22 protein-coding genes and 1 tRNA gene are annotated in these 26,033 nt (G+C 64.8%); 13 read left to right on the top strand and 10 right to left on the bottom strand.

Features of this window, described 5'->3' with window-relative positions:
* Window positions 1–316 precede the first annotated feature (316 nt).
* Both ACS5Q0_RS16405 and ACS5Q0_RS16410 read left to right on the top strand, forming a co-directional pair.
* Window positions 317–1,306 carry an SPFH domain-containing protein gene (locus ACS5Q0_RS16405; protein WP_473127727.1) on the top strand — a complete coding sequence of 330 codons (990 nt, stop codon included), beginning with the start codon at window positions 317–319 and terminating at the stop codon, window positions 1,304–1,306.
* Window positions 1,303–1,752, top strand: a complete 450-nt coding sequence (locus ACS5Q0_RS16410; RefSeq protein ID WP_473127728.1) for an NfeD family protein — start codon at window positions 1,303–1,305, stop codon at window positions 1,750–1,752. Before ACS5Q0_RS16405 ends, ACS5Q0_RS16410 begins: the two co-directional genes overlap by 4 nt.
* Here the strand turns inward: ACS5Q0_RS16410 and ACS5Q0_RS16415 are convergent.
* Both ACS5Q0_RS16415 and galU read right to left on the bottom strand, forming a co-directional pair.
* Window positions 1,749–2,744 carry a KpsF/GutQ family sugar-phosphate isomerase gene (locus tag ACS5Q0_RS16415; protein WP_473127729.1) on the bottom strand — a complete coding sequence of 332 codons (996 nt, stop codon included), beginning with the start codon at window positions 2,742–2,744 and terminating at the stop codon, window positions 1,749–1,751. The genes ACS5Q0_RS16410 and ACS5Q0_RS16415 overlap by 4 nt on opposite strands.
* Window positions 2,745–2,793: 49 nt before the next feature.
* Window positions 2,794–3,660 (bottom strand): UTP--glucose-1-phosphate uridylyltransferase GalU, encoded by an 867-nt coding sequence (gene galU / locus ACS5Q0_RS16420; RefSeq protein WP_473127730.1) that lies wholly within the window; start codon window positions 3,658–3,660, stop codon window positions 2,794–2,796.
* 248 nt (window positions 3,661–3,908) lie between these two features.
* Between galU and galE the strand changes: the two genes are divergently transcribed.
* The 3 genes from galE to ACS5Q0_RS16435 all read left to right on the top strand — a co-directional run bounded on the left by galE (window position 3,909) and on the right by ACS5Q0_RS16435 (window position 7,496).
* A complete protein-coding gene (gene galE / locus ACS5Q0_RS16425) occupies window positions 3,909–4,895 on the top strand; it encodes a UDP-glucose 4-epimerase GalE (protein WP_473127731.1) in 987 nt (328 codons plus the stop codon).
* An 81-nt stretch (window positions 4,896–4,976) separates the two neighbouring features.
* Complete coding sequence (locus ACS5Q0_RS16430; protein WP_473127732.1) at window positions 4,977–6,203, top strand: lytic murein transglycosylase; 1,227 nt, start codon at window positions 4,977–4,979, stop codon at window positions 6,201–6,203.
* A gap of 54 nt (window positions 6,204–6,257) precedes the next feature.
* Window positions 6,258–7,496: an SGNH/GDSL hydrolase family protein gene (locus ACS5Q0_RS16435; protein WP_473127733.1), complete on the top strand. Its 1,239-nt coding sequence runs from the start codon at window positions 6,258–6,260 to the stop codon at window positions 7,494–7,496.
* Window positions 7,497–7,567: 71 nt separating this feature from the next.
* Here the strand turns inward: ACS5Q0_RS16435 and ACS5Q0_RS16440 are convergent, their stop codons facing one another.
* Entirely contained in the window at window positions 7,568–8,989 is a 1,422-nt protein-coding gene (locus ACS5Q0_RS16440; protein ID WP_473127734.1) for a glutamate synthase subunit beta, read from the bottom strand.
* A gap of 18 nt (window positions 8,990–9,007) precedes the next feature.
* A complete protein-coding gene (gltB, locus tag ACS5Q0_RS16445; protein ID WP_473127735.1) occupies window positions 9,008–13,726 on the bottom strand; it encodes a glutamate synthase large subunit in 4,719 nt (1,572 codons plus the stop codon).
* Window positions 13,727–14,221: 495 nt separating this feature from the next.
* On the opposite strand from gltB, the gene ACS5Q0_RS16450 reads away from it, so the two are divergent.
* Complete coding sequence (locus ACS5Q0_RS16450) at window positions 14,222–15,298, top strand: threonine aldolase family protein (RefSeq protein WP_473127736.1); 1,077 nt, start codon at window positions 14,222–14,224, stop codon at window positions 15,296–15,298.
* A 300-nt stretch (window positions 15,299–15,598) separates the two neighbouring features.
* Here ACS5Q0_RS16450 and ACS5Q0_RS16455 read toward each other — a convergent pair whose 3' ends face one another.
* Entirely contained in the window at window positions 15,599–16,057 is a 459-nt protein-coding gene (locus tag ACS5Q0_RS16455; protein WP_473127737.1) for an Hsp20 family protein, read from the bottom strand.
* A gap of 190 nt (window positions 16,058–16,247) precedes the next feature.
* On the opposite strand from ACS5Q0_RS16455, the gene ACS5Q0_RS16460 reads away from it, so the two are divergent.
* The gene (locus ACS5Q0_RS16460) at window positions 16,248–17,309 is read left to right on the top strand and encodes an alpha/beta hydrolase (protein WP_473127738.1); all 1,062 of its coding nucleotides are present in this window, start codon (window positions 16,248–16,250) and stop codon (window positions 17,307–17,309) included.
* On the opposite strand, the gene hisN is transcribed toward ACS5Q0_RS16460, so the two are convergent.
* The gene (gene hisN / locus ACS5Q0_RS16465) at window positions 17,229–18,011 is read right to left on the bottom strand and encodes a histidinol-phosphatase (protein WP_473127739.1); all 783 of its coding nucleotides are present in this window, start codon (window positions 18,009–18,011) and stop codon (window positions 17,229–17,231) included. The two genes, ACS5Q0_RS16460 and hisN, sit on opposite strands and share 81 nt — an antisense overlap.
* A 103-nt stretch (window positions 18,012–18,114) precedes the next feature.
* Between hisN and ACS5Q0_RS16470 the strand changes: the two genes are divergently transcribed.
* The gene (locus tag ACS5Q0_RS16470; RefSeq protein WP_473127740.1) at window positions 18,115–19,383 is read left to right on the top strand and encodes an MFS transporter; all 1,269 of its coding nucleotides are present in this window, start codon (window positions 18,115–18,117) and stop codon (window positions 19,381–19,383) included.
* Window positions 19,384–19,553: 170 nt separating this feature from the next.
* Here the strand turns inward: ACS5Q0_RS16470 and ACS5Q0_RS16475 are convergent, their stop codons facing one another.
* On the bottom strand, window positions 19,554–20,444 hold the full coding sequence (locus ACS5Q0_RS16475; RefSeq protein ID WP_473127741.1) for an N-formylglutamate amidohydrolase: 891 nt from the start codon (window positions 20,442–20,444) through the stop codon (window positions 19,554–19,556).
* A gap of 174 nt (window positions 20,445–20,618) precedes the next feature.
* On the opposite strand from ACS5Q0_RS16475, the gene cpdR reads away from it, so the two are divergent.
* The 5 genes from cpdR (at window position 20,619) to ACS5Q0_RS16500 (ending at window position 22,975) form a co-directional block, all read left to right on the top strand.
* The gene (gene cpdR, locus ACS5Q0_RS16480) at window positions 20,619–20,975 is read left to right on the top strand and encodes a cell cycle two-component system response regulator CpdR (RefSeq protein WP_473127742.1); all 357 of its coding nucleotides are present in this window, start codon (window positions 20,619–20,621) and stop codon (window positions 20,973–20,975) included.
* 91 nt (window positions 20,976–21,066) lie between these two features.
* Window positions 21,067–21,141, top strand: a tRNA-Val gene (locus ACS5Q0_RS16485).
* Between the two features lie 42 nt (window positions 21,142–21,183).
* Entirely contained in the window at window positions 21,184–21,309 is a 126-nt protein-coding gene (gene ykgO / locus ACS5Q0_RS16490) for a type B 50S ribosomal protein L36 (RefSeq protein ID WP_009763379.1), read from the top strand.
* A gap of 69 nt (window positions 21,310–21,378) precedes the next feature.
* Window positions 21,379–21,978 (top strand): tetratricopeptide repeat protein, encoded by a 600-nt coding sequence (locus ACS5Q0_RS16495; RefSeq protein ID WP_473127743.1) that lies wholly within the window; start codon window positions 21,379–21,381, stop codon window positions 21,976–21,978.
* A gap of 13 nt (window positions 21,979–21,991) precedes the next feature.
* Window positions 21,992–22,975, top strand: coding sequence for an alpha/beta fold hydrolase (locus ACS5Q0_RS16500; RefSeq protein ID WP_473127744.1), 984 nt, complete (start codon window positions 21,992–21,994; stop codon window positions 22,973–22,975).
* Here ACS5Q0_RS16500 and pyk read toward each other — a convergent pair.
* From pyk to ACS5Q0_RS16515, 3 genes are all read right to left on the bottom strand, one after another.
* The gene (gene pyk / locus ACS5Q0_RS16505) at window positions 22,966–24,402 is read right to left on the bottom strand and encodes a pyruvate kinase (protein ID WP_473127745.1); all 1,437 of its coding nucleotides are present in this window, start codon (window positions 24,400–24,402) and stop codon (window positions 22,966–22,968) included. The two genes, ACS5Q0_RS16500 and pyk, sit on opposite strands and share 10 nt — an antisense overlap.
* On the bottom strand, window positions 24,399–24,866 hold the full coding sequence (locus ACS5Q0_RS16510) for a DUF1036 domain-containing protein (RefSeq protein WP_473127746.1): 468 nt from the start codon (window positions 24,864–24,866) through the stop codon (window positions 24,399–24,401). The genes pyk and ACS5Q0_RS16510 overlap by 4 nt, the downstream gene beginning before the upstream one ends.
* Before the next feature lie 207 nt (window positions 24,867–25,073).
* The gene (locus ACS5Q0_RS16515; RefSeq protein ID WP_473127747.1) at window positions 25,074–25,997 is read right to left on the bottom strand and encodes a DMT family transporter; all 924 of its coding nucleotides are present in this window, start codon (window positions 25,995–25,997) and stop codon (window positions 25,074–25,076) included.
* Window positions 25,998–26,033 lie beyond the last annotated feature (36 nt).

Consider the following 26,033-nt stretch of genomic DNA (forward strand, 5'->3'; position numbering starts at 1 on the left):
AGTGCGCTCGCGGCGGGTGAGATCGACAAGATAGCGCTTGAGCATGGGAGAGCCCTCCCTCAGATCCGCTCAGTTTACACCCCCTCGAACCATCCCGCAGCTCCCCTGTGGCAAAGGACTAGCATGGCGTGCGGGACGCGGCCCTGGTCTTCGCCCCTGCGGATCTGAAGGGCCGCTTCAACGATGCGCTCTTCAAAGAGAGGAGCATCGGATGAGCCCCAAAAGTGCAGATCCACTTTTGGGTCCGATGCTCTAGGAACTTCTGCTTCCATCGGATAGCCTGCCCTGACTGCAACTGCGTTGCTTTGAGGGTTTCATGCTGCTCGGTGGATTCGACATCTTCGTCATCGTTCTCGTGCTCGTCGTCGTCGTGACGATCGCCATGGGCGTGAGAACGGTGCCCCAAGGTTATGCCTATACGGTAGAGCGGTTCGGCCGCTATTCGCGCACGCTCACCCCCGGCCTCGGCCTGATCGTTCCCTATATCGAGCAGGTGGGTAAGAGGGTGAACGTCATGGAGCAGGTGCTCGACGTTCCGAGCCAGGAGGCTTTCACCCGGGACAACGCGGGCGTCACGATCGATGCCGTTGCGTTCTTCCAGGTGCTTGATGCCGCGCGCGCCTCCTACGAGGTGGCCGATCTTCACCAGGCCCTCATGGTGCTGACCACGACCAATATCCGCACGGTGGTGGGGTCCATGGACCTCGATCAGCTCCTGTCCCACCGGGACGAGATCAACGAGAAACTGCTGCGCGTCGTCGATGCGGCGGCCTCTCCCTGGGGCGCGAAGGTCACCCGCGTCGAGATCCGCGACATCGTCCCGCCGGCCGACTTGGCTGGGGCCATGGCCCGGCAAATGAAGGCCGAGCGCGAGAAGCGCGCCGCCGTGCTCGAGGCGGAGGGGCTGCGGCAGGCCGAAATCCTGCGGGCGGAAGGCGAGAAGCAGGCGCTCATCCTCTCGGCCGAGGGCCGTAAGGAAGCAGCCTTCCGCGATGCCGAAGCGCGCGAGCGTCTCGCGGAAGCGGAGGCCAGGGCGACCGGTATGGTCAGCGATGCGATCACGCACGGTGATCTCGCGGCGGCCAACTTCATCGTGGCAGAGAAATATATCGACGCGATCCGCAGCATCGCCACGGCTCCCAACCAGAAGGTCGTGATCGTGCCCATCGAAGCGGCGGGCCTTGCCGGCACCCTCGGGGGCATCGCGGAACTCACCAAGTCGGTCTTCGGCGGCGATGGCGGTGCAACGGCGTCAAAGCCCTCACGCAGCGTGCCTGCCGTGACGAAGAGAGCGGAGCGCCCATGATCCGAGACGCATTCGTCAGCCTCGGCGCCTGGAGCTGGGTCATCCTCGGCCTCGTGCTGATCGGCATCGAATTGCTGGCGCCCGGCATTTTCTTTCTCTGGCTCGGGCTGGCCGCGCTGGCGACGGGCTTGCTCGATGCGGCGCTCGATCTTTCCTGGCAGGCGGCCTCTCTCGTCTTCGCCCTGCTGGCCGTGGTGGCGGTGATCACAGGGCGGTTCGTGACCCGATCAAAGGAGCCCCTTGAACCTTCGGCCGCTCATCTCAATCAGCGCGGTCAGGCCCTCGTTGGACGCGTGTTCACGCTCGAAACGCCGATCAAGGACGGGGAAGGGCGGATCCGCGTCGACGACAGCTCATGGCGTGTCACGGGCGCCGATCGTCTGAAGGGCGCAAGAGTCCGCGTCGTGCGCGTGGAAGGCTCGACCCTCGTCGTGGACGATCCTTAAGCGGCGCCGGCCCGCAGCAGGTCGAGATAATGCACGAGGCCGACGGGCCTGCTGTTCTCGACCACGATCAGCGCGGTGATGCGCGCGGTTTCCTCGATCTCGAGCGCGGTGGCCACCAGGGCATCCGGCGCGATGGTGCGCGGCGTGCGGGTCATGATGGCGGTCACCGGCAGGGTGCGGAGATCGGGGCGGAGGTTGCGGCGCAGGTCGCCGTCGGTGACGATGCCGGCGAGCGTGCCGTCCCCGTTCACCACGATGACCGAGCCGAAGCCCTTGCGGCCGATCTCTTCGATGGCCTGGTCCATGCGGGCGTCGACGCCGATGATCGGCAGGCGCTCGTCCTTGTGCATGATGTCGCGCACGAGCTTGAGGCGCGCGCCGAGCTTGCCGCCCGGATGGAAGACGCGGAAATGCTCCGCCGTGAAGCCGCGCCGCTCGAGCAGCGCGATGGCCAGCGCATCGCCGAGGGCGAGCTGAATGGTGGTGGAGGTGGTGGGCGCCAGCCCGTTGGGGCAGGCCTCCTTGGCCTTGGGAAGAGCCAGGCAGATATCGGCGGCCTGGCCCAGGGTCGAGCCCGCATTCGAGGTGAACGCGATCAACGGCACCCGGAAGCGCTTGGCATAGCCGATGACGTCGGCGAGTTCCGCCGTTTCTCCCGACCAGGACAGGGCGAGGATCACGTCGTCGGCCTGCACCATGCCGAGGTCACCGTGGCTGGCTTCCGCCGGGTGGACGTAATAGGCGGGGGTGCCGGTGGAGGCGAAGGTGGCGGCGATCTTGCGGCCCACATGGCCGGATTTGCCCATGCCGGTCACGATGACCCGCCCCTTTGCGGAGGCGATCGTCTCGATGGCCGCGGTGAAGAGGGGACCGAGCCCGTTGCCGATGGCTTCCATCAGGATGGTCAGGCCCTCGCGCTCGGTGTCGAGGGTGCGAAGGGCCGATGAGACTGCCTGGTCGGGCGAAGCGGATTGGGTCTGTGCAAGTGCCATGGCCGCCCTCTAGCATATCAGGGCGGCCATAGGTAACCCTGAAACCGGGTTACTTTTGGCGCAGGAAGGCTTCGAGTTCCTGGCGGAGGGCGGGTCCGAGATCCTCGCGCTCCAGGGCATAGGCCACGTTGGCCATCAGAAAGCCGATCTTGGAGCCGGTGTCGTAGGTCGTGCCCTCGTATTTCATGCCGAAGAACTTCTGGTCCTTCATCAGGCGGATCATGGAATCGGTGAGCTGGATCTCGTTGCCCGCGCCCCGCTCCTGGTTCGACAGCAGGTCGAAGATCTCGGGCTGCAGGATATAGCGGCCGGAGATGATGTAGTTCGAGGGGGCGGTGCCCTTCGGCGGCTTCTCCACCATGCCGGTGATCTCGAAGGTCTGGCCGAATTCCTGGCCTACCGAGACGATACCGTATTGATGGGTCTGATCTTCCGGCACTTCCTCCACGGCGATGATGTTGCCGCCGTGCTTCTCGTAGGCTGCCAGCATCTGCTCCATGGAGCCACGGCTGAGCATGTCCGGGAGAAGGACGGCGAAGGGCTCGTCGCCCACGAGCTCGCGGGCGCACCAGACGGCGTGGCCGAGCCCCAAGGGCTCCTGCTGGCGGGTGAAGCTCGTCTGGCCGGCCTCCGGCTGGTCCTTGGCCAGAAGCTCCAGCTCTTGGGTCTTGCCGCGGGCTTCCAGGGTCTTGTTGAGCTCATAGGCGATGTCGAAATGGTCCTCGATCACGGCCTTGTTGCGGCCGGTGACGAAGATGAATTGCTCAATTCCCGCGGCCCGGGCCTCATCCACCACATGCTGCACCACGGGACGATCCACCACGCACAGCATCTCCTTCGGCACGGCCTTGGTGGCCGGAAGGAAACGGGTGCCGAGACCGGCAACGGGAAGGACTGCTTTGCGAATGCGCTTCATCGATCAAGCCATGTTTGAGCAGGGAAGGGGGGACAATCTAAGGCAGGACAAGGAAAAGAAAACCGTCCACAGTCAAGCTTAGGCATCCTATAACACCGGATGCACTGCCTTGTTGCATCGGTGCGGATCTTCTTTGAAGCTCCGGACCTGAATCGAAGCTGAAGCGTTTGGGTTAAGCTGCGTGAACATTGGATAAGAAGCGGACTCCGCCCGGTGTTCCAAACAGGCAGCTTCCGAGGAGAACGGACATGGCGGTACTGGTGACGGGCGGAGCCGGTTATATCGGCAGCCACATGGTGCTCGAGCTCATGGATGCGGGCGAGCAGGTGGTGGTTCTGGACGATCTCTCCACGGGGTTCCGCTGGGCCGTGCCTCAGGATGCCGCTTTCGTCGGGGGCGACGTGGGCGACCAGGCCCTGGTGGCCAAGGTCATCGAGGAGCATGGGATCGACAGCATCCTGCATTTCGCCGCCCGGATCGTGGTGCCTGAATCGGTCACCGATCCTCTAGGCTACTATTTTAACAATACGGTGAAGACCCGGGCGCTCATCGAGACGGCGGTGCAGACCGGTATCCGGAATTTCGTCTTTTCCTCCACGGCGGCCGTTTACGGCAATGCCGATGCGGCGCTTCTGTCCGAAGACCGGCCGCTGGCCCCGATCAACCCGTACGGGCGCAGCAAGCTCATGAGCGAATGGATGCTCCAGGATGCCCACACGGCCCATGGCTTGCGCTATGCCATCTTGCGTTATTTCAACGTGGCGGGCGCGGATCCGAAAGGGCGCTCCGGCCAGTCGACGCCCCAGGCGACCCATCTCATCAAGGTGGCGGCTCAGGCCGCCCTCGGCCAGCGCCCCCATCTCGACGTGTTCGGCACGGATTATCCGACGCCGGACGGCACCTGCATCCGCGACTATGTCCAGGTGAACGACCTTGCCCGCGCCCATCTCACGGCTCTGAAGTCCCTGCGCGAGGGCGGCGATTGCGCCGTCATGAACTGTGGCTACGGCCACGGCGCCTCGGTGCTGGAGGTCGTGGAGGTGGTCAAACGGGTCTCCGGGGTCGATTTCGAGGTCCGCCTCAGTCCTCGCCGTCCGGGCGATCCGGCCCGGCTCGTGGCCCAGGTGGACCGGATTCGCGCTCTCGGCTGGCAGCCGCAGCATGACGATCTGGCGGAAATCGTCGGGCAGGCTCTGCGCTGGGAAAGGACCCTGGCGGAGCGGAAAGCCGCATAACCCACCACTATCAACCGGTTGTTAACTCCCTTAGTGTCGCAATGGCGGGACAATTCTGTCCTGTTTCCGTGAGCGACATTCATGCACCTGCCGCTTCTCCCGGTCCGCCGTTTCTGCGGCGCTCTCCTTCTCGCTCTGAGCGTCACCATGGGCGTGGAGGGCTCGGTGCAGCCGGCGCAGGCGCAAGCGGTGTCCGAGGCGGGGTTCCAGCGTTTCGTGCAGGGCCTGTGGCCCGCGGCCAAGGCGCGGGGCGTTTCGCGCGCCACCTTCGAGGAAGCCTTCCGGGGCGTGACGCCTGATCCGAAGATCATCGCGCTCACCAAGAAGCAGTCCGAGTTCGTCCGCCCGGTCTGGGACTACATCAACGGTGCGATTTCGGCCCAGCGTCTTCAGCGTGGCCGTGACATGGCCGCCGAATGGCCGAAAACCCTGACGGCCATCGAGAAGACCTATGGCGTTCCGCGCTCCGTCATCCTCGGCGTCTGGGGCATGGAAACCAATTTCGGCAGCTTCACCGGCTCCATCTACGTGGTGCGGGCCCTCGCGACGCTCGCCTATACGGGCTATCGGGAAGACTTCTTCAAGGAGGAGCTGCTGATCGCGCTCCAGATCCTGGAGCAGGATCACATCAGCCGCGACAAGATGCTGGGCTCCTGGGCCGGGGCCATGGGGCAGACCCAGTTCATGCCGTCGAGCTTCATGAAATATGCCGTCGACGGCAACCGGGACGGCGTGCGCGACATCTGGTCCTCGGTGCCGGACGCCATGGCCTCGACGGCGAATTACCTGCGCCAGCAGGGCTGGGAGCCGGGCCTGCCCTGGGGCTTCGAGGTCAAGCTGCCGCCGCGCTTCGATTTCCGTTACCTGAAGCTGACCTTTCCTCAGTGGCAGAGCCTGGGCCTCCGCCGCATAGACGGAGCGGCCATGCCCCGCGCCGGTGAGGCGACCCTGTTCCTGCCGGGGGGAGCCGGCGGTCCCGCTTTCCTGGTCACGAAGAACTACGACGTGATCAAGAGCTACAATTCGTCGGACGCCTACGCCATGGGCGTGGCCCATCTCGGCGACCGGATCATGGGCGGCCCGGCCATCCAGGGATCCTGGCCCAAGGATCAGCCCATGCTCGACAAGGACGAGCGCCACGAGCTTCAGCAGCGCCTCGCCCGGCTCGGTTTCTATGAAGGCGAGACGGACGGCAAGTTCGGGTCAAAGACCCGGGAGGCCATACGGAACTTCCAGCTCAGGCGCGGCTTGATTCCCGACGGCTACGCCGATGTCGCGGTTTTGCGCGAATTGCGCGCGGCCCGCTGACAGGTCCGGCAAAAGCTCTATAACCTGGGTGGTGCGGACCTTGTGGGAGCACCAATGCGGTTGCTGACGATCTTCCGTCTGTTTGTCTTGAGCCTGCTTCTCGTCCTGGGGAGCGGGGCATCGGTCGTGGCGCAGGGCTATTATTACCCGCCGCAACAGCAACAGCAGCAGCAGCCTTACCGCGATCCCCGGGCCTATCCGCCGGGCTATTACCCGGGCAAACTCGTCCAGCCGGCACAACCCCAGCAGGGCTTCAGCCTGCGCCGTTTCTTCGGCGTTCCGGACGACCCGCCGCCTCCGGCGCGGGCTCCCGTCGCAAAGCCGCGCAAGGCGCCTGCCCCGGCACCGGTTGCGCGTTCCGACAAGCCCAAGGTCAATCCCAGCACCACTATCGTCGTCTTCGGCGATTCCCTCGCCGAGTTCGCGCGCCAGGGGCTCGACGCGGTCTATGCGGACAACCAGGACGTGGCCGTCGTGGGCAAGATCCGGAACGGCAGCAATCTGGTGCGAAGCGACCCGGCGGAGTGGCCCAATTTCATCAAATCCACCCTCGATTCCGGCCAGAAGGCGACCGTCGCCGTCGTCATGCTGGGCCTGAGCGACCGCCAGAGCCTGCAGGAGGGCGATGAGCGGATCGAACTTCTCTCCGACCGGTGGAAGGACCTTTACGGCAAAAGGATCGACGGGATCCTGACTGCATTCCGGGAACGGAACATCCCCGTCGTGTGGATCGGCCGGCCGCCTATGAAGAGCAGCAGGCTTTCCGACGATCTTCTGGACATGAACAATGTCTACCAGGAAAGCGTGCAGCGCCACGGCGGGGCTTACGTGGATATTTTCCCCGGCTTCGTGGACGACGAGAACCGCTATACCTCCACCGGACCGGACGTGGACGGCGAGCCGGCGCGGCTGCGCACGGACGACGGCGTCTCCTTCACCAAGGCAGGGGCTCGCAAGATCGCCTTTTTCGCGGATGTGGAGGTCAAGAAGATCCTGGAATCGCTGCGGACCGGTACCCCGGTAGCGACCACCCCCACGGCTGGCTCGGATATAGAGGCGGCGCTTCCGGCGCCTCCAGACGCCGCCGCGCCGGTTTCGCTCCCCGTCAAGCCGCTCGTCGGCCCCGTTCTGCCCCTGACGCGCCAAGACGTGACGCCGGGCGGCACGCTCGTGTCCGGTGCGCCGAAGCTCAACGGTGATCATGCCTATCCGGTGAGGCGCGCCCTGCGCACGGGCATCGCGCCGAGCTCCCGCCCGGGTCGCGCTGACGATTTCCGCTGGCCGAAATCCTGATGGCTGCAACACACAACAAAAGGCGGCCGATCGCCCAGATCGGCCGCCTTTTTCTTGCTCGGATCTGAGGATCAGACGGGCAGGTCGCTCGATCCCGTCAAATAGGTGTCGATGGCGCGCGCGGCCTGGCGGCCTTCACGGATCGCCCAGACCACGAGGGACTGCCCGCGGCGCATGTCGCCGGCCACGAAGACCTTGTCGTTCGAGGTCCTGTAACTCTTGTCGTCGGCCACCACGTTGCCGCGCCGGTCCATTGCGACGCCCGACTGCTCCAGCAGGCCTTCCTTCACGGAGCCCGCAAAGCCGATGGCGATGAAGACCAGATCGGCCTTGAGCGTGAACTCGCTGCCCGGGATCGGCTGACGCTTCTCGTCGACACGGGCGCATTGCACGCCAGTCGCCTGGCCCTTCTTGCCGACGATGCCGAGCGTTGCGGCCAGGAACTCGCGTTCCGCGCCTTCGGCCTGGGAGGAGGAGGTGCGCATCTTCGTCGGCCAATAGGGCCACACGGTCAGCTTGTCCTCGCGCTCAGGGGGCTTGGGACGGATGTCGAGCTGGGTGACGGAGAGCGCGCCCTGACGGAACGCGGTGCCGACGCAGTCGGAAGCGGTGTCGCCGCCGCCGATAACGACGACGTGCTTGCCGTTGGCGAGAATCGGCTCGTCGGTGACGTCCTCACCGCCCACGCGCTTGTTGGACTGGGTGAGATAGGGCATCGCGTAGTGAACGCCGTTCAGGTCCTGCCCCGGCAGGTTCGGGTTGCGCGGATCCTCCGCGCCGCCCGCGAAGAGCACTGCGTCGTACTCGTTGTGGAGCGAGGCGAAGCTGCGGTCGACACCGATATTGACGCCGCAATGGAAGACGACGCCTTCGGCCTCCATCTGCTTCACTCGGCGGTCGATGTGGTACTTCTCCATCTTGAAGTCCGGGATGCCGTAGCGCAGCAGGCCGCCGGGCCTGGCCTGACGCTCGAACACATGCACCTCGTGCCCCGCGCGGGCGAGCTGCTGCGCCGCTGCCAGACCCGCAGGGCCGGAGCCGATGACGGCAACGCGCTTGCCCGTGGAGACATCGGCAGGCTCGGGCTTAATGTAGCCCATCTCCCACGCCTTGTCGGCGATGGCCTGCTCGATGGTCTTGATGATGACCGGCTGGTTCTCGAGGTTCAATGTGCAGGCTTCCTCGCACGGGGCGGGGCAGATGCGGCCGGTGAACTCGGGGAAGTTGTTGGTGGTGTGGAGATTGCGCGCAGCCTCCTCCCAGTCGCCCTGCCAGACCAGATCGTTCCAATCGGGAATCTGGTTGTGCACGGGACAGCCCGTCGGCCCGTGGCAGAAGGGGATGCCGCAATCCATGCAGCGTCCCGCCTGCTTTTTCAGATCGTTGTCGTCGAGCGGCAGCGTGAACTCGCGGAAGTGGCGCACGCGCTCACCGGCGAGCTGATACTTCTGCTCCTGCCGGTCGTATTCGAGAAAGCCTGTGACCTTGCCCATCGGTTTGCCCCTTGTTCCTTATTCCGCTGCCTGCAGGTTCCGGAGACGATCCATCTCCTGGAGCGCGCGACGGTATTCGACCGGCATCACCTTCACGAACTTGGTGCGGAAGGTCGCCCAGTTGTCGAGGATCTCCTTCGCGCGGGCCGAGCCCGTATAGGTGTGGTGATTGGTGATGAGCTGCATCAGGCGCTCTTCATCGGGGCCGGACATGTTGGCCATGATGTCGATGCGGCCCTTGGTTTCCAGATCGCCGCCGTGATGGTGGAGGCGGCGCATGAGGTCCTCCTCCTCCTCGACGGGTTCGAGATCGACCATGGAGAGGTTGCAGCGCTTCGAGAACGTGCCGTCCTCGTCGAGCACGTAGGCGATGCCGCCCGACATGCCCGCCGCGAAGTTGCGGCCTGTCTGACCCAGCACGACCACGAGGCCGCCGGTCATGTATTCGCAGCCGTGATCGCCGGTTCCTTCCACCACCGCGATGGCGCCGGAATTGCGCACGGCGAAACGCTCACCTGCCACGCCGCGGAAATAGGCCTCGCCGGAGATCGCGCCGTACATCACCGTGTTGCCCACGATGATCGAGCGCTCGGGAACCGCTTTCGAGCCGAGCGACGGCCTGATGATCAGCTTGCCGCCCGAGAGGCCCTTGCCGACATAATCGTTCGCTTCTCCCTCCAGGTTCAGCGTCACGCCGGCGGCCAGCCACGCGCCGAAGCTCTGACCCGCCGTGCCTTTCAGGTTCACGGTGATCGTGTCGTCGGGCAGGCCCTCATGGCCGTAGCGCTTGGCGACCTCGCCCGAGAGCATCGCGCCCACGGAGCGGTCGGAGCTGCGCACCCGCGCTTCGATGGCGATGGGTTCGCCCTTCTCGAGAGCGGGCCCGGCCTGAGCGATCAGTTCGCGGTCGAGCACGTTCGTGATGGGATGGGCCTGACGCTCCTGGTGACGGATTGCCACGTTCGACGGCACCTCCGGCTTGTGGAAGAGCTTCGTGAAATCGAGGCCCTTCGCCTTCCAGTGGTTGATGGCCGCGTTCTTGTCGAGCAGATCGGATCGGCCGATCATTTCGTCGATGGAGGTAAAGCCCATCTCGGCCATCATTTCGCGCACTTCCTCGGCGACGAAGAAGAAGTAGTTGATGACGTGCTCCGGCAGACCCTTGAAGCGCTTGCGCAGAACCGGGTCCTGCGTGGCCACGCCCACAGGGCAGGTGTTCAGGTGGCACTTGCGCATCATGATGCAGCCAGCGGCGATCAACGGCGCGGTCGAGAAGCCGTATTCGTCGGCGCCGAGAAGCGCCGCGATCACCACGTCGCGGCCGGTGCGTAAACCGCCATCGGCCTGCAGTGCCACGCGTCCGCGCAGACGGTTGAGCACGAGGGTCTGCTGCGTCTCGGCCAAGCCGATCTCCCAGGGCGAGCCCGCATGCTTGAGCGAGGTGAGGGGAGAGGCGCCCGTGCCGCCCTCGAAGCCCGAGACGGTGATGTGATCGGCGCGCGCCTTCGCCACGCCTGCCGCCACCGTGCCCACGCCCACTTCGGAGACGAGCTTCACCGAAACGTCGGCCTGAGGATTGACGTTCTTCAGGTCGAAGATCAGCTGCGCAAGATCCTCGATGGAGTAGATGTCGTGATGTGGCGGCGGGGAGATGAGGCCCACGCCCGGGGTCGAGTGGCGCACGCGGGCGATCTTCACGTCCACCTTATGGCCGGGCAGCTGACCGCCCTCGCCGGGCTTCGCGCCCTGAGCGACCTTGATCTGCATCATGTCCGCGTTGACGAGATATTCCGTCGTCACGCCGAAGCGGCCCGAGGCCACCTGCTTGATGGCGGAACGCTTGGAGCGCCCGTCGGGCAGCGGCTTGAAGCGCTCGGGCTCTTCGCCGCCCTCGCCAGTGTTGGACTTGCCGCCGATGGCATTCATGGCAAGCGCGAGCGTCTCATGCGCTTCCTTCGAGATCGAGCCGAAGGACATGGCGCCCGTGGAGAAGCGCTTCACGATCTCCTGCGCGGGCTCGACTTCGCTCAACGGAACAGGCGCGCGGCCCGTCTCTCCGGCGTTCTTGATGCGGAAGAGACCACGGATGGTCTTGAGCTCGTTGTCCTGCTCGTTCACGAGGCGCGCGAATTCGCGGTAGCGGTCCTGCGCGTTGAGGCGCACGGCGTGCTGGAGTGTGGCGACCGTGTCGGGATTCCAGGCATGCACCTCGCCGCGCTGGCGGAAGGCGTATTCGCCGCCCACGTCGAGCGCATGGCGATAGACCGGCGCGTCGCCGAAGGCGTCGCGATGGCGGTGCACGTTCTCTTCCGCCACCTCCTCCATGCCGATGCCTTCGATGGTGGTCGCGGTGCCGAAGAAGTCGCGCGCCACGAAATCGGACTTGAGGCCAACGGCATCGAAGATCTGCGCGCCGCAATAGGACTGGTAGGTGGAGATGCCCATCTTGGACATCACCTTGAGCAGGCCTTTGCCGATGGACTTGATGTAGCGCTTGATCGCTTCGTCCGCGTCCACCTCTTCCGGGAGCTCGCCGCGGGCGTGCATGTCGGCGATGGTCTCGAAGGCAAGGTAAGGGTTGATCGCTTCCGCGCCGTAGCCGGCCAGGCATGCGAAGTGATGGATTTCGCGCGGCTCGCCGGATTCGACCACGAGGCCGACCGAGGTGCGCAGGCCCTTGCGGATGAGATAATTATGCACTGCCGCGGTGGCGAGAAGCGCCGGGATCGGGATGCGATCCGGACCCACCATGCGGTCGGACAGGATGATAATGTTGTAGCCGCCGTGGACCGCCGCTTCCGCGCGGTCGCAGAGACGGTCGAGCGCGCCGTCGAGGGCGGATGCGCCGAGCTCGGCATCATAGGTGATATCGAGGGTCTTCGTGTCGAAGCGGTCCTCGAAATGGCCGATGCAGCGGATCTTCTCCAGGTCCTCGTTGGTGAGGATCGGCTGGCGCACTTCCAGGCGCTTGCGGCGCGAGGTGCCTTCGAGATCGAGAATGTTCGGGCGCGGTCCGATGAACGACACGAGGCTCATGACGAGCTCCTCGCGGATCGGGTCGATCGGCGGGTTCGTCACCTGCGCGAAGTTCTGCTTGAAATAGGTGTAGAGGAGCTTCGGCTTGTCCGAGAGCGCGGAGATCGGCGTGTCGGAGCCCATGGAGCCCACCGCCTCCTGGCCGGTCACGGCCATGGGCTGCATGAGCAGCTTGAGGTCTTCGGCCGTGTAGCCGAAGGCCTGCTGGCGATCAAGAAGCGACACGTCGGTGCGCGACTCGCGCGCCTGAACGGGCTTCAGGTCTTCCAGCACGATCTGCGTGCGCTTCAGCCAATCCTTGTAGGGATGGGCGTTGGAGAGCTGCTGCTTGATCTCGTCGTCCGAGATGATGCGGCCTTCCTGCAGATCGATGAGGAGCATCTTGCCCGGCTGCAGGCGCCATTTCTCGACGATCTTCTCCTCCGGAATCGGCAGCACGCCCATCTCCGAGGCGAGCACCACGAGCCCGTCGTCGGTCACGAGGTAGCGCGCGGGGCGAAGGCCGTTGCGGTCGAGAGTCGCGCCGATCTGCTTGCCGTCGGTGAAGCACACGGCGGCCGGGCCGTCCCACGGCTCCATGAGGGCGGCGTGGTACTCGTAGAATGCACGCCGGTCGTCGTTCATGAGCGGGTTGCCGGCCCAGGCTTCCGGGATCAGCATCATCATGGCGTGCGACAGCGAGTAGCCGCCGCGCACCAGGAATTCGAGCGCGTTGTCGAAGCAGGCGGTGTCGGACTGGCCCTCGTAGGAGATCGGCCAGAGCTTGGAGATGTCGTTGCCGAAGAGCTCGGAATCGACCGAAGCCTGGCGCGCGGCCATCCAGTTCACGTTGCCGCGCAGCGTGTTGATCTCGCCGTTATGCGCGACCATGCGGTAGGGGTGCGCGAGCTGCCAGGTGGGGAAGGTGTTGGTGGCGAAGCGCTGGTGCACGAGGGCGATGGCGCTCTCGAAGCGCGGATCCTGCAGGTCGAGATAGTATTGCCGCAGCTGGGTCACGAGCACCATGCCCTTGTAGACGATGGTGCGCGAGGACAGGCTCACCGGATAGTAACCGGCGGTGCGCTCGTCCTTCATGTCGTAGACGGCGTTGGAGATGACCTTGCGGGCGATGAACAGGCGACGCTCAAAGGTCTCCTGGTCGTCCATGCCCTTGCCCTTGCCGACGAAGATCTGGCGGTGCAGGGGCTCGGTGGCCTTCACGCTCTCGCCGAGGTCGCTGGAATCGACCGGCACCTCGCGCCAGCCGAGAACCTGCAGACCCTCGTCGGCGATAGCCTTCGAGACGATCTCCTCGACGAGCTTGAAACCCTCCGGATCGCGGGGCATGAACAGGTGGCCGACGCCGTACTGCCCTTCCTCCGGCAGCCAGATGCCGAGCTTGGCGCATTCGGCCGAAAAGAACTTGTGCGGAATCTGCACCAGAATGCCGCAGCCGTCGCCCATCTTCGGGTCTGCGCCGACCGCGCCGCGATGATCGAGATTGTGCAGGATCGACAGGCCCTGCTCGACGATGTTGTGGGACTTGCGGTTCTTCATGTCGGCGATGAAGCCGACGCCGCAGGAATCCTGCTCGTTGTTGGGATGATAAAGACCCTGAGGGGCGGGCAGGCCCGGATCGCGCACGAATTTGACGGTGTCCGCCGTCGTGGCCGTGCGGCTTGGCACTTGGCTTTCCAGGCTCTTCGTTGGCACGTTGCTCATGGCAGATCCTTACATCCGAACACGTCTTCAAGGTTGTTGAGGCGGCTTTCGGGCCCGTCGGATGGTTGGATCGTCCGGATGCCCGCCGCTTCTCGCGTCTTGCGAGGGTCGGGTCACCGGAGGGAGAGCCCGCACCTCGCGGGCATCCCAGGCTTGAATTCAGCCCAAAGTTGCCCGCCCCGCCCACGTTTTGCGGGCAGGTTTTTCGGTATCTCGCGTCGTTCGCATTTGACGAAGCATCAAGAAAACCTCAGGCGAAGGGTGCAGGGACCCCAAATGGGACAGCATCGCTGTCCTAATGCCGGCAAATTGCCAGAGAACCGGAAAGGGCACAAGAGGGACTTAGAAAAATTTTAGACAAAAGTTACAAGGCGCAAACCGGGAATGTAACAAAAGCAACTTTTGACACCTGGAAACGAAAGTCTTCGTCGATGGGTCAATGATCTTGACATGTTGCTCCCCATGGGGAGGCTTGCGCTCCCAAGGAGACAATTCATGAATTTCGCAAGCGACAACATCGTGGGCGCCAGCCCTCAGGTTCTGCAGGCTCTGAACCAAGCCAATGCAGGATCCATGGCAGCCTATGGCGGCGACGAGATCACCAAGCGCGTGAAGGCGCGCTTCAACGAGATCTTCGAGCGGGAGGTCTCGGTGTTCCTCGTCACCACCGGAACCGCCGCCAACGCGCTTGCGCTCTCCTCGGCCGTGCCGCCCTATGGCCTGTGCGTCTGCCACCGGGAGGCGCACGTGATCGACGACGAATGCGGCGCGCCGGAATTCTTCATGCATGGCGCCAAGCTTTCGGGTCTTCCCGGAACCGGCGCGAAGCTCACGGCCGAGGCCGTCTCGACCTATCTGCGGGGGCTGTCCAGAGCCGTGAAGCAGATGCCGCCCAAGGCCCTGTCGATCTCCCAGGTCACGGAATGCGGCCTGGTCTACGGTCTCGATGAGCTCAAGGCGCTCGCCGATGTCTGCCGCGAGCACGGGCTCTCCTTCCATATGGATGGGGCGCGCTTCGCCAACGCCCTCGTTTCGCGCGGCTGCACTCCGGCGGAGATGACCTGGAAGCAGGGTGTGGACATCCTCTCCTTCGGTGGAACGAAGAACGGGTGCCTGATGGCCGAGGCCATCGTGGTGTTCAGGCCGGAGCTCGCCGAGGCGCTCGACTATCGCTGCAAACGAGCCGGCCAGATCGTCTCCAAGGGCCGCCTGATCTCGGCTCAGTTCGAGGGCTATTTCGCCGACGATCTTTGGTACGCTAATGCCCGCCATGCCAACCGCCTAGCGAGGCTTCTCTCGGACGGCCTGTCCGAGCTTCCCGGCGTGCGTCTGGCTTGGGCGACGGAAGCGAACGAGGTCTTCCCGATCATCCCAGCCGCCATGGACAAGGCGCTTAAGGATGCCGGCATCCTTTATCATCCCTGGACGGAGCTGAGCCTGCCCGCTGGCGAGACGGTCGGACCGGATGAGGCCCTGATCCGCCTCGTGCTCTCCTTCGCCACTCAGGAACAGGACGTGCGAAAGCTGTTGGAGATCGCCCGTTCGGCGGCTGCGCGGCAGGCGGCGGAGTGAGGCTGCCCTAACCCTGCCGCATTCTCCCGCGATGTCTGGCTCTAAGAGACCTGACCAACGGGGTTCACCTCCAGCCCCGGCGGGACGATCAGGACCAGGAATCAAAAACAAAAGCGCCTCGGATCAACCGGGGCGCTCTTTTTGTTTTTGGAACTTTGGTATTCGCTCCGTCATCCCCGGCCTTCGAGCCGGGGGTCCACGTCTTTTGGCGCTGTGCTTTAAGGCGTGGATGGCCGGGCCTGATCCCCGGATCAAGTCCGGGGACGGCCATGACGCGGCATGATTGTTCCGTGATTCGCTTTACGCAGCCTGCCTGGTCTCGATCGCCTGGGCGCTGTTCGTGGAAATCGGGATGAGCTTCGGCTTCTTGGCCTCAGGCGTCTCGCGCACGAGATCAAGGTGCAGCAGGCCGTTCTCGAGGCTGGCACCCGTCACCTGGACGCCGTCGGCCAGCTGGAAGCGCCGGTCGAAGCTGCGCGCCGCGATGCCCTGATGGAGCACTTCGGCCTTGCGCTCTTCATTGGGCTTCTTCTCGCCGCGGACGGAGAGGGTGTTTTCCTTCACCTCGATGGTGAGGTCTTTGTCGGTGAAACCGGCGACCGCAATCGAGATGCGGTAGGCATTCTCGCCGGTGCGCTCGATATTGTAGGGCGGGTAGCTCGGGGCCGCGTCGACGCCGACCATCTGGTCGAGCATCGAGAACAGACGGTCGAATCCGACCGTGTTGCGGTACAGGGGAGCAAGATCGAACTGTCGCATGGCATATCCTCCATCAGAAGCAACATGCATTCGTTGGGGACCCACCTGTGAAGAGGCTGGATCCGGGTTCGTGCCGCCCATTGGGCCGGCACACCATCCATGTGGGAATAGATCCATTTGCGTTCAAGAGGCTCGCCCCCGGGGCCCAATACGCCCTATAAAGGGGTGACATCGTTTCGTGAGGCCTGCCGTGGAATTCTTCCCCACCCCCGACAATCCCGTGCCCGGCGAGCCGGTTTTGACCGGCATCACCACCGCCGACGGCATCGCCTTGCGCGTCGCCTACTGGAAGGCCGAAACCGACAGGCCCAAGGGAACCGTCTGTATCCTGCATGGACGGGCCGAGTTCATCGAGAAATACTTCGAGACGGTCCGCGATCTTCTCGACCGGGGCTTTGCGGTCGTGACCTTCGACTGGCGCGGGCAGGGGCTCTCGGGGCGGCAGGTGAAGAATCCCCGCAAGGGCCATGTGAGGCGTTTCGCCGACTACCGGCTCGACCTGGAAGCCGTCCGCGACCAGATCCTGATGCCGCACATGCCCGAGCCTCATTTCGCGCTCGCCCATTCCATGGGCGGGGCCATTGCGCTCAATGCAGCCTATGAGAGCTGGCTGCCGTTTCGCCGCCTTGTCACCACCACGCCGATGATCGCGCTGTCCATCGTCAAGCGAGCCCAGGGCGCGGCCTTTCTCGCGCGTCTCCTGAGGCTTCTCGGCTTGGGCAAGATGTTCGTTCCCGGCGGTGGCGAGACGTCGATTTCCACGTTGCCGTTCAAGGGGAACCGTCTCACAAGCGATCCGGTGCGCTATTCCCGCAACGCGGATGCGGCGACCGCCATCGGGCCCGGCGCCATCGGCGCTCCGACGGTGGCATGGATGGATTCGGCCTTTCGCTTCATGAAGTGCTTCACCGCGCCGAACTATGCGCTGAAGATCCGCCTGCCCACGCTGATTGTCGCCGCCGGAGCGGACCCGGTCTGCGCGACCCCGGCGACGGAGCGCTTCGCGGCCCGGCTGAAAGCGGGGCATGCCATCGTCATTCCCGGGGCGCGGCATGAAATTCTCATGGAGCGCGACGAGATCCGGGAGCAGTTCTGGGCCGCGTTCGACGCCTTCATCCCCGGAACGGCCGATCCGTCCTCAGAGCGGAAGGCCGACTTGGCGGCGCTGGGATTATCGGCTGAGCAGCTCGACGGCGGCGGCGTGGACCCTTCGGTCGCCGGCCGCGACGATGCGCCCGCCCTGGGCGGCTGAGCCGCCGTCCCAGGTGGTGACGATGCCACCCGCGCCCTCGATGATCGGCACAAGCGCCGCGATGTCGTAGGGCTTGAGACCCGATTCCACGACGAGGTCGATGTGGCCTGCGGCAAGCATGCAATAGGCATAGCAATCGCAGCCGTAGCGGGCGAGGCGCGCCACGCTTTCCACACGGTCATAGGCGCGCAACTCCTCGCCTGCGAAGAGGCGCGGGCTCGTGGTGGAGATCACCGCGTCCTTCAGCGAGGTGCAGCGGCGCGTCATGAGCTTGCGCTCCCCGCCTGGTCCCCGATAGGTGCTAGAGCCGCCGTCTCCGAAGAAGCGCTCGCCCGTGAAGGGCTGGTGCATCATGCCGAAAACCGGCCGGCCCTTGTAGGTGAGGCCGATCAGCGTGCCCCAGGTGGGGAGGCCCGCGATGAAGGCGCGCGTTCCGTCGATGGGATCGAGCACCCACACGTAATCCGCATCCGCGTTCTCCGACCCGAATTCCTCGCCGACGATGCCGTGAGTCGGGAAGCTGCGCTTGATGAGGTGGCGCATGGTGGCCTCGCTGGCCCGGTCCGCCTCCGTCACCGGATCGAACGCTCCGCCGCGGGATTTGTCCTCGGACGCGATGGCCGTGCGGAAGAACGGCATGATCGCCTGACCGGACGAGGTGGCGAGCTCGTTGACGAAATGCGTGAAGTCGATGAGCCCCATGCTTGGATTTCCTCGCGAATCGTGCAGGCTGGCCTTGGCCTGCTACCGCCCCGCTTTTATCAAGCGTTCGGCGCACGGCAAGTGAGCAGAGCGCGGGAAGGGCATGACATCCATGGATTCGGCAGCCAAGGTTTCTCCAGCACGCTCGGAGGCTGCTGTTTTCCTCGTCGCGTCACTGGTGGCAATGTACGCCGTCAGTCAGTTTCTGCGCAATTCCATCGGGGTTATCGCCAACGATCTGGCGCGGGAGATGACCCTCTCCGCCACGCAGACCGGCCTTCTCTCGAGCGCCTTCTTCCTCACCTTCGCGGCGGTTCAGGTCCCGATCGGGATCCTCATCGACCGCTTCGGCCCCAAGCGGGTCATGCTCGCCACGGCCGTGGTCGCCGTGGCGGCCACGATCATGTTCGCGATGGCTCCCTCGGCGCCCCTGCTGATCGCCGCCCGTGCCCTGATGGGGCTCGGCTGCTCCACCTTCTTCATGGCGCCCCTCGTGATCTACGCGCGGCGCTTCCCGCCGCAGCGCTTTGCGGGTCTCACGAGCATTCAGATGGGCGGCGCCAATCTCGGAACGCTCGCGGCCACCGCGCCGCTGGCCGCGTCCTCTGCGGCGATCGGCTGGCGCGGCTCGTTCCTGATCGCCGCGGCATTCACCGTCGTCATGGTGCTGGTGATCATGGTCGCGGTGCCGAAGGATGCCGACGGCTCCAACGGGCGAGAGAGCTGGGGCGAGGCCCTGAAGGGGGTGGCGGCGGCCGTGAAGGTGCCGTCCTTCCAGTCCGTCTTCTTCATGCACCTGACCACCTATTCCTGCTTCGTGTCCATCATCGGCCTCTGGGGCGGACCCTGGCTGACGGACGTGCACGGGGCGGATCTCGCCACGAAAGGGCGGATCCTGCTGCTCGGGGCCGGGGCCCAGATCTGCGGCATGCTGCTCTGGGGGGCCACCGACCGCCTCTGGGGCAGCTACAAGAGGCCGATCTTCGTCGGCGGAATGGCGGCGGTCCTGATGATCGCGATTCTCGTCTTCATGCCCTTGGATATGACCCTGGTCCCGGTCTGGTTCATCCTGTTCGGGCTGAGCGTGTCCTACACCCCCATTCTCACCTCGCACGGGAAGTCGCTGTTCCCCCGGCACCTGACGGGCCGGGGCATCACGCTCATGAATATCGGCACCATGGGCGGGGCCTTCCTGTCGCAGAGCATCACCGGGATCCTGATCGATGCGGTGGGACGCTCCGGGAGCGGAGGCTATGCGGCGGAGGGGTATCGCCTCGTCTTCGCAGTCTTGGGGGGCTGGCTGCTTCTGAGCCTGGTCTTTTACAGGAGGGCTATCGACCCTCATCCCAGCAGATATGCGCACGAGGCATAGCAAGGCGCGATTTTCTTATTGATTTTTGTGCAGCGCGAAGGCAATATTGCACTGCGATATGGCGATGGCGTCGCCTTGTCGTAGCCCTTCTTGGGCGTTTCCTCCCTAAACTTCGGGCTGCCGGCGACGGTGGCCTTTTTTCTTGTCTGGGCTGCGCTTTGCGACTGCCGTCACTCCGCCGCGATGCGCCGGGTCGTCAGCTCGCCTTCGATGTCCCCGATGACCTGGTGGAAGGCCTGGAACAGATCGTTCGCCAGAACCGCGAAGCCAGCCTTCTTCATCATGCTGCGCTCCTCCATGTAGAGCGCCCGGTTGATCTCCACCTGCAGGGCATGCCGTCCCAGGGCGGGCTCCCCGTAATGCTCGGTGATGAAGCCGCCCGCATAGGGCTTGTTGCGCACCACCGTATAGCCGCGCCCTCTCAGAGCCGCTTCGACGAGATCGACGAGCAGGCCCGCGCAGGAGGTGCCGTAACGGTCGCCGAGGACGATATCGGCCTTCGTGCCGTCGTCCCGGCTCACGCTGGACGAGGGCATGGAATGGCAGTCGATGAGAACCGCATGGCCGAAGAGATCCGCCGTGCGGCGCACGATCTGACGCAATGTCCGGTGATAGGGCTTGTAGAGCCATTCGATCCGGTGAAGCGCTTCGTCGACCGGCAGGCGCGACTGATAGATCTCCTGCCCGTCGGCGACGATGCGAGGAATGGTTCCCAGGCCTCCGGCCACCCGCATGGAGCGGGTATTGGCGAAGGGCGGCAGCCGGCCGTCGAACATCCGGGAGTCGAGCTCGTAGGGCTCCCGGTTGAGGTCCAGGTAGGCACGCGGGAAGCGCGCCGCCATCAGGGGTGCCCCCAGCTCCGTGACCGAAGAAAAGAGCTCGTCGACATAGGCGTCCTCCGACCGGCGCAAGGCCACGGCGTCGAGGCGGGACGCCGCCAGGAAGGAGGCCGGGTACACGGCGCCCGCATGAGGGGCATTGAAGACGAACGGAATCGTCTGTGCCGCAGGTTCGTTCAGGACGAAGGGGGGGTCGAACTCGTCGACGATGGCTGGCCGCATGAAAACTGGCTATTCTGAAGTGGAAATCGGCTTTTTCGCTAGTGTAAGGCAGCGGCGCCGCCTGTCCACGACAATATGGTGGGGTCGCTGCGTCGTTCTTTCACGGGTTATTTACCCGTCGGGGGCATGAAAGGCTCCTGAGATCATTCGCCACGATTCGGGGCTTGGCAGCCGATGAAGATTCTTCTTGCCGAAGACGATAACGACATGCGGCGCTTTCTGGTGAAGGCGCTGGAGAACGCAGGCTACGAAGTGGCCCCGTTCGACAACGGTCTTTCCGCCTATAACCGCCTGCGGGAGGAGCCTTTCGAGCTTCTCCTGACGGATATCGTCATGCCCGAGATGGACGGAATCGAGCTGGCCCGCCGGGCCACCGAGCTCGACCCGGACATCAAGGTCATGTTCATCACCGGCTTTGCCGCCGTGGCCCTGAACCCGGATTCTCAGGCTCCGAAGGATGCGAAGGTGCTTTCCAAGCCCTTCCACCTGCGCGACCTCGTGACCGAGGTCGACAAAATGATGGCAGCCTAAAAAAGGTTGCTCATCATGACTTGCGCATATGCCCGGTTCTGGGTATATCGCCCCCACAGCCGAGACGGGACGTCAAACATCACCGTTTCCCGGGCGCGTAGCTCAGCGGGAGAGCACTACGTTGACATCGTAGGGGTCGCTGGTTCGATCCCAGCCGCGCCCACCATTTCTTTTTCCGGCCTTCCCGAAGGGCCGCAGGAGACCGGATATGAAGATCCGTAACTCGTTGAAGTCGATCCGCGGCCGTCACCGCGACAACCAGCTGGTGCGTCGCAAGGGCCGGGTCTACATCATCAACAAGACCCAGAAGCGCTACAAGGCCCGTCAGGGCTAAGTTGGGCGCGGCGATCCCGCGCACGCTTTTATGAATTGACCGCGCATGCCGGGATCCTAAAATCCCGGCATGCGCTTTTTTGCGTCCCTGCTGACCGTATTGCTGAGCCTTGCCGCGTATCCCTCGTATGCGCAGGAGGGGGCTCGACCCAAGCCGCCTCAGGCGAAGGAACAACCGCCCAAGCCTAAGCCGATCACGCTCGACGATCTGTTCGATCGCCTCGCCAAGGCCGGTTCGGAGCGCGAGGCGGACGGCATTTCGAACTTGATCGAGCGGCGATTTGCTCGCTCGGGCTCCGATACGGCGGACCTGCTGCTCAGCCGGGCCACCGAAGCCTTCGAGAAAAAGGAGTTCCCGCTCGCCATCGAGCTGCTCGATCGGGTGCTGGCCCTCCAGCCGAACTGGGCGGAAGCCTGGTATCGCCGTGCGACCGTGTTCTACCAGCTCGACGATCCCGTCGGAGCCATGGCGGACCTCAATCGGGCCCTGACGATCGAGCCGCGCCATTTCAACGCCTGGACCGGCCTCGGCCATATCCTGATGGCCTCCGACGACAAGGCGCGGGCGCTCGTGGCCTATCGGCACGTGCTGAAGATCAATCCGCAACAATCGAGCGTGCAGACCATCGTGAACCGCCTCATCCCCGACGTGGACGGGCAGGATCTCTGACCCGCGGTCCACGATGAACTTCGTCCTCGGCCTCCTGGCTGCATTCCTTCTCCTGGCCGCGGCCGGGGCGGCCTTCACCCAAATCTATGCCTGGATCGTCGGGCGTCGTTATCCCCCGACAGGCCGATTCATCGAGGTCGCAGGTTCGAAGCTGCACTACCGGGATATCACGCCCGAAGGCCGGCCGCGTGGCACCATCGTCCTCCTGCACGGCGCGTCGTCCAACCTCGTCGAATCGATGCTCGGCCTCGGTTCGTTTCTTGCGCAGCGCTATCGGGTCCTTGCCTTCGACCGTCCCGGCCATGGCTGGAGCGAGCGGAAGAGGGGCCTGAGCGAAGCGGAGCCGGCGCGGCAGGCGGCTTTGATGGCCGAGGCCTTGCGCCGGCTCCAGGTGCGCAACGCTGTCATCGTCGGGCATTCCTGGTCCGGCACCATCGTGCCCCATTTCGCGCTCGATCACGGGGACGTCGCGGGGGGCATCGTCATTCTGGCTGGAATCACCACGCCATGGCCGGGCGGCTATACGGGCTGGTACCGGCGGCTCGTCTCATCCTGGGCGGGGTGGCTTGCCATGCGGACGCTCGCGCTGCCCGTCACGCTCGTCCTGCGGCCGTGGCTGAAGCGAAAGACCTACGCTCCGCAGCCGCCGACGCCGGGCATCGTGCGCAACGGCTTCATACCGCTCGCCTTCCGGCCCCGCGCCTACGAGGCGAACATGCACGATTTTGCGGTCATGTACGATGCCGTTGTCCGACAAAGCCTACGCTACGGCGACATTCGCATGCCGGCCCTCGTCATCGCCGGCGAGTGCGACGAGATCGTCTGGACCGATCTGCACAGCCGCTCCTTCGCGAACGCGGTGCCCGGTGCCGAGCTCATCCTGATGCCGGGCATCGGGCACATGCCGCAATACGCCGACGGAAAGCGGGTCCTTGCGGCCATCGAGGCCCTGGCCGAGCGGATCTCGTCGGCCAGGGTCGAAACGGATCAGGCCTGAGCGGCATGCTCCTGATTGACGAAGGCGATGCGCACCATGTTGGTGGCGCCCGGCGTGCCGAAGGGAACGCCCGCCACGATGATGATGCGGTCGCCCACCTCCGAGTGGCCTTCGCGCAGGGCGAACTTGCAGGCGCGGAAGGCCATATCGTCGATATCGCTCGCATCCTTGGTGCGGATCGGGTGAACGCCCCACACGAGGGCGAGACGGCGGGCCGTGTCCTGGCTCGGCGTGAGCGCGATCACCGTCGAGTTCGGCCGCTCGCGCGCGATGCGGAAGGCCGTGGAACCGGACGAGGTCCAGGCGGCGATCGTCTTGAGGTTGAGCGTGTCCGCGATCTGATGGGCGCCGGCCGCGATCGCGTCCGAACCGGTCGCTTCCGGCTCGGTGTTGAGGGTGCGCATGATCGACCAGTAGTTCTGGTCTTGCTCCACCTCTTCCGCGATCCGGCTCATGGTGGCCACCGCATCGATGGGATACTGACCCGAGGCGCTTTCGGCCGAGAGCATCACCGCGTCGGCGCCGTCATAGACGGCGGTCGCAACGTCCGACACTTCGGCGCGGGTCGGCACCGGTGACGTGATCATGGATTCGAGCATCTGCGTCGCCACCACCACGGGCTTGCCGAGGCGCCGCGCCGCGCGGACGATGCGCTTCTGGATGCCGGGCACCTTTTCGAGCGGCATCTCCACGCCGAGATCGCCGCGGGCGACCATGACGGCGTCCGAAACCTCCATGATCTCGTCGAGACGCGTGATCGCTTGAGGCTTTTCGAGCTTCGACATGACGAGCGCCCGCCCGCGCGCGACCTTCTTCACCTCGGCGACGTCTTCGGGACGCTGCACGAAGGACAGCGCGATCCAATCGACGCCCGCATCGAGCGCCGCCTCGAGATCCGAGCGATCCTTCTCGGTCATGGCGGCCACGGGGATCGTCGTGTCCGGCAGGCTCACGCCCTTGCGGTTCGAGATCTTGCCGGCGACCTCCACGGTGGTCGCGGCGGAGCCCTGCTTCACGCTCTTGACCCTAAGGCGCAGCTTGCCGTCGTCGATGAGCACCGTGTGACCGGGCTCGAGGGAGGAGAGGATTTCCGGATGGGGCAGGTGCACGCGCTCCGCGCCGCCGAGCGCGGTGTCGGCGTCGAGCGTGAAGGTCTGTCCCGGCTTCAGCATGGCGCTGTCGCCCTCGAATGCGCCTACGCGCAGCTTCGGGCCCTGAAGATCGGCGAGGATCGCGATGGGGCGCTTGAACTTCGCCTCCACGGCGCGGATCATCGCCACGCGCTCCTTCAGCTTCTCGCGCGGCAGATGGCTCATGTTCAGGCGGAAGACGTCGGCGCCCGCCTGGAACAACTTTTCGATCATTTCCTGGGACTCGGAGGCCGGTCCGAGAGTGGCGAGAATTTTCGTGCGCCTTGAGCGTCTCATGGCTGTGCCCCCCCTGGGCGATTCGTCTCTGTCAGCTGGATGGTCCAGCTCTTCTGTTCACCGGTATCGACTTCGAAGAAGCCGCTGCGATCAAAGCCTCGTGCAAGGCAATCTTCCGTGCCGCGGATCGTGAATTCCCGCTCGCGCGTACACATGAAGGAGCGTCCGCTCCATTCCCCGCCTCGGTCGTAATCGATGGCGTAGATGTAATAGAAGCGGCCGCCGAGCTGCCCCTTGAGCAGGGTTTCGCATCCGCGGGCGCTCAGGTTCCACCAGCCCTCCGTCACCCATCCCTGCGGGTCTCGGTAGCCGAGCGCGACGCCGACGCGGCTCGACGTCATGTTGCACAGGCGTAGATCCGCGCGGGCCGGAGAGGCCGCGAGCAGGAGGCCGCCCAACGGGACTGCCATCAGCGCGAGGCTTCGCAGCCGGCAGGAGGCCGAGGGGAGTGTCAGAACCTTCATGGACGTCGATTCGGTCAACGGGTCAGGAATGAAATCGCACAATGCTTCGAGAACTATGTCGAATCCTTGTCGGCCAGAAGACGCATTGCATCAAGACCAAAAGGCGCTCTCAGAGACGTTTAGCCTGCTAAAAACCGCGGATACGGCCCGGGGCGGCTTTCGCAAGGCCATTTCCCCTCTCTTCGAAGGGGGCGGGTCTGCCGCGGCCTAGTTCTCCGGCCGAGCGACCCAGATCCCCAGCAGAATCAAAGCGCCTCCCAGGCTCTGGATCAGGGTGAGCGGCTCGCCGAGGATCACCCAGCCGAACACGGCCGCTGCAATCGATTCAAGGAAGATGACGAGGGACGAGAAGGTCGGGGGCAGAATCCCGAGAGCGATGGAGAGCAGGCCCTGGCCGCCCGCATGGCTGACATAGGACATGGCGAACAGCGACGCAGCTCCCTGCCAGGTCTGCGGCATGATCCGGCTTTCGAAGACGAGCGCGACCACGAGGAGAAGGGCAGCGGTGATGAGGCTGGTCTCGAAGGTCACCCGCGCCGCTCCCGCGGTTTTGCGCGCCTTGCTCGCGACGATGAAATAGAGGCCGAAGAAGAAGGCGGTGGCCAAGCCGAGCAGATCGCCCGTGAGGCGGGCGGGTTCGGCATGCATGCTCTGGCCGATGAGGGCGGCGCCGCCGAGAAGGCACAGCCCCAGGCCGATGAACGTGGCGCGCGCAACTTTCTGCCGCAGCACCAGCCATACCACCAGCACCACCACGAGCGGGGCCATGGTGGCGAAGAAGGTCGCGTTGGCCACCGTGGTCTTGAGAATGGCGAGGTGCCAGACCAGAAGATCGCCCGTGAAGACCAGGCCTCCCAGAATCGCAGCCCTGGAAAAGGGGACTCGTGGCGCATCGGCGGGCGCCTTTCGCTCCTCCAGCCGCATCCAGGCATACAGCAGCGGCAGGCAGAGGGAGACGCGCCAGAAGGCGCTGGCGAAGGGGCCCACATCGGCCGGCGCCCCGGCTATGCCTGCGGAGGCGAAGCGCACGAAAATGGGGGAGATGCCCATGGCGACCGCGCCCAGGCAAAGGGCCGCGAAAGCGGTGACGAAACCGGACTCGGACCGTGCCGGAGTGGATATGGAGGACATTGTTTTATCGCCAGGTCGTTGCGCGGATGGTCGCGT

Source organism: Microvirga sp. HS2 (assembly GCF_055792805.1).

Excerpts from the sequence above, each read along its gene's own strand:
- ACS5Q0_RS16405 (WP_473127727.1), top strand. The coding sequence starts at position 317 with ATGCTGCTCGGTGGATTCGACATCTTCGTCATCGTTCTCGTGCTCGTC.
- ACS5Q0_RS16410 (WP_473127728.1), top strand. The coding sequence starts at position 1,303 with ATGATCCGAGACGCATTCGTCAGCCTCGGCGCCTGGAGCTGGGTCATC.
- ACS5Q0_RS16415 (WP_473127729.1), bottom strand. The coding sequence starts at position 2,744 with ATGGCACTTGCACAGACCCAATCCGCTTCGCCCGACCAGGCAGTCTCA.
- galU (WP_473127730.1), bottom strand. The coding sequence starts at position 3,660 with ATGAAGCGCATTCGCAAAGCAGTCCTTCCCGTTGCCGGTCTCGGCACC.
- galE (WP_473127731.1), top strand. The coding sequence starts at position 3,909 with ATGGCGGTACTGGTGACGGGCGGAGCCGGTTATATCGGCAGCCACATG.
- ACS5Q0_RS16430 (WP_473127732.1), top strand. The coding sequence starts at position 4,977 with ATGCACCTGCCGCTTCTCCCGGTCCGCCGTTTCTGCGGCGCTCTCCTT.
- ACS5Q0_RS16435 (WP_473127733.1), top strand. The coding sequence starts at position 6,258 with ATGCGGTTGCTGACGATCTTCCGTCTGTTTGTCTTGAGCCTGCTTCTC.
- ACS5Q0_RS16440 (WP_473127734.1), bottom strand. The coding sequence starts at position 8,989 with ATGGGCAAGGTCACAGGCTTTCTCGAATACGACCGGCAGGAGCAGAAG.
- gltB (WP_473127735.1), bottom strand. The coding sequence starts at position 13,726 with ATGAGCAACGTGCCAACGAAGAGCCTGGAAAGCCAAGTGCCAAGCCGC.
- ACS5Q0_RS16450 (WP_473127736.1), top strand. The coding sequence starts at position 14,222 with ATGAATTTCGCAAGCGACAACATCGTGGGCGCCAGCCCTCAGGTTCTG.
- ACS5Q0_RS16455 (WP_473127737.1), bottom strand. The coding sequence starts at position 16,057 with ATGCGACAGTTCGATCTTGCTCCCCTGTACCGCAACACGGTCGGATTC.
- hisN (WP_473127739.1), bottom strand. The coding sequence starts at position 18,011 with ATGGGGCTCATCGACTTCACGCATTTCGTCAACGAGCTCGCCACCTCG.
- ACS5Q0_RS16470 (WP_473127740.1), top strand. The coding sequence starts at position 18,115 with ATGACATCCATGGATTCGGCAGCCAAGGTTTCTCCAGCACGCTCGGAG.
- ACS5Q0_RS16475 (WP_473127741.1), bottom strand. The coding sequence starts at position 20,444 with ATGCGGCCAGCCATCGTCGACGAGTTCGACCCCCCCTTCGTCCTGAAC.
- cpdR (WP_473127742.1), top strand. The coding sequence starts at position 20,619 with ATGAAGATTCTTCTTGCCGAAGACGATAACGACATGCGGCGCTTTCTG.
- ykgO (WP_009763379.1), top strand. The coding sequence starts at position 21,184 with ATGAAGATCCGTAACTCGTTGAAGTCGATCCGCGGCCGTCACCGCGAC.
- ACS5Q0_RS16495 (WP_473127743.1), top strand. The coding sequence starts at position 21,379 with ATGCGCTTTTTTGCGTCCCTGCTGACCGTATTGCTGAGCCTTGCCGCG.
- ACS5Q0_RS16500 (WP_473127744.1), top strand. The coding sequence starts at position 21,992 with ATGAACTTCGTCCTCGGCCTCCTGGCTGCATTCCTTCTCCTGGCCGCG.
- pyk (WP_473127745.1), bottom strand. The coding sequence starts at position 24,402 with ATGAGACGCTCAAGGCGCACGAAAATTCTCGCCACTCTCGGACCGGCC.
- ACS5Q0_RS16510 (WP_473127746.1), bottom strand. The coding sequence starts at position 24,866 with ATGAAGGTTCTGACACTCCCCTCGGCCTCCTGCCGGCTGCGAAGCCTC.
- ACS5Q0_RS16515 (WP_473127747.1), bottom strand. The coding sequence starts at position 25,997 with ATGTCCTCCATATCCACTCCGGCACGGTCCGAGTCCGGTTTCGTCACC.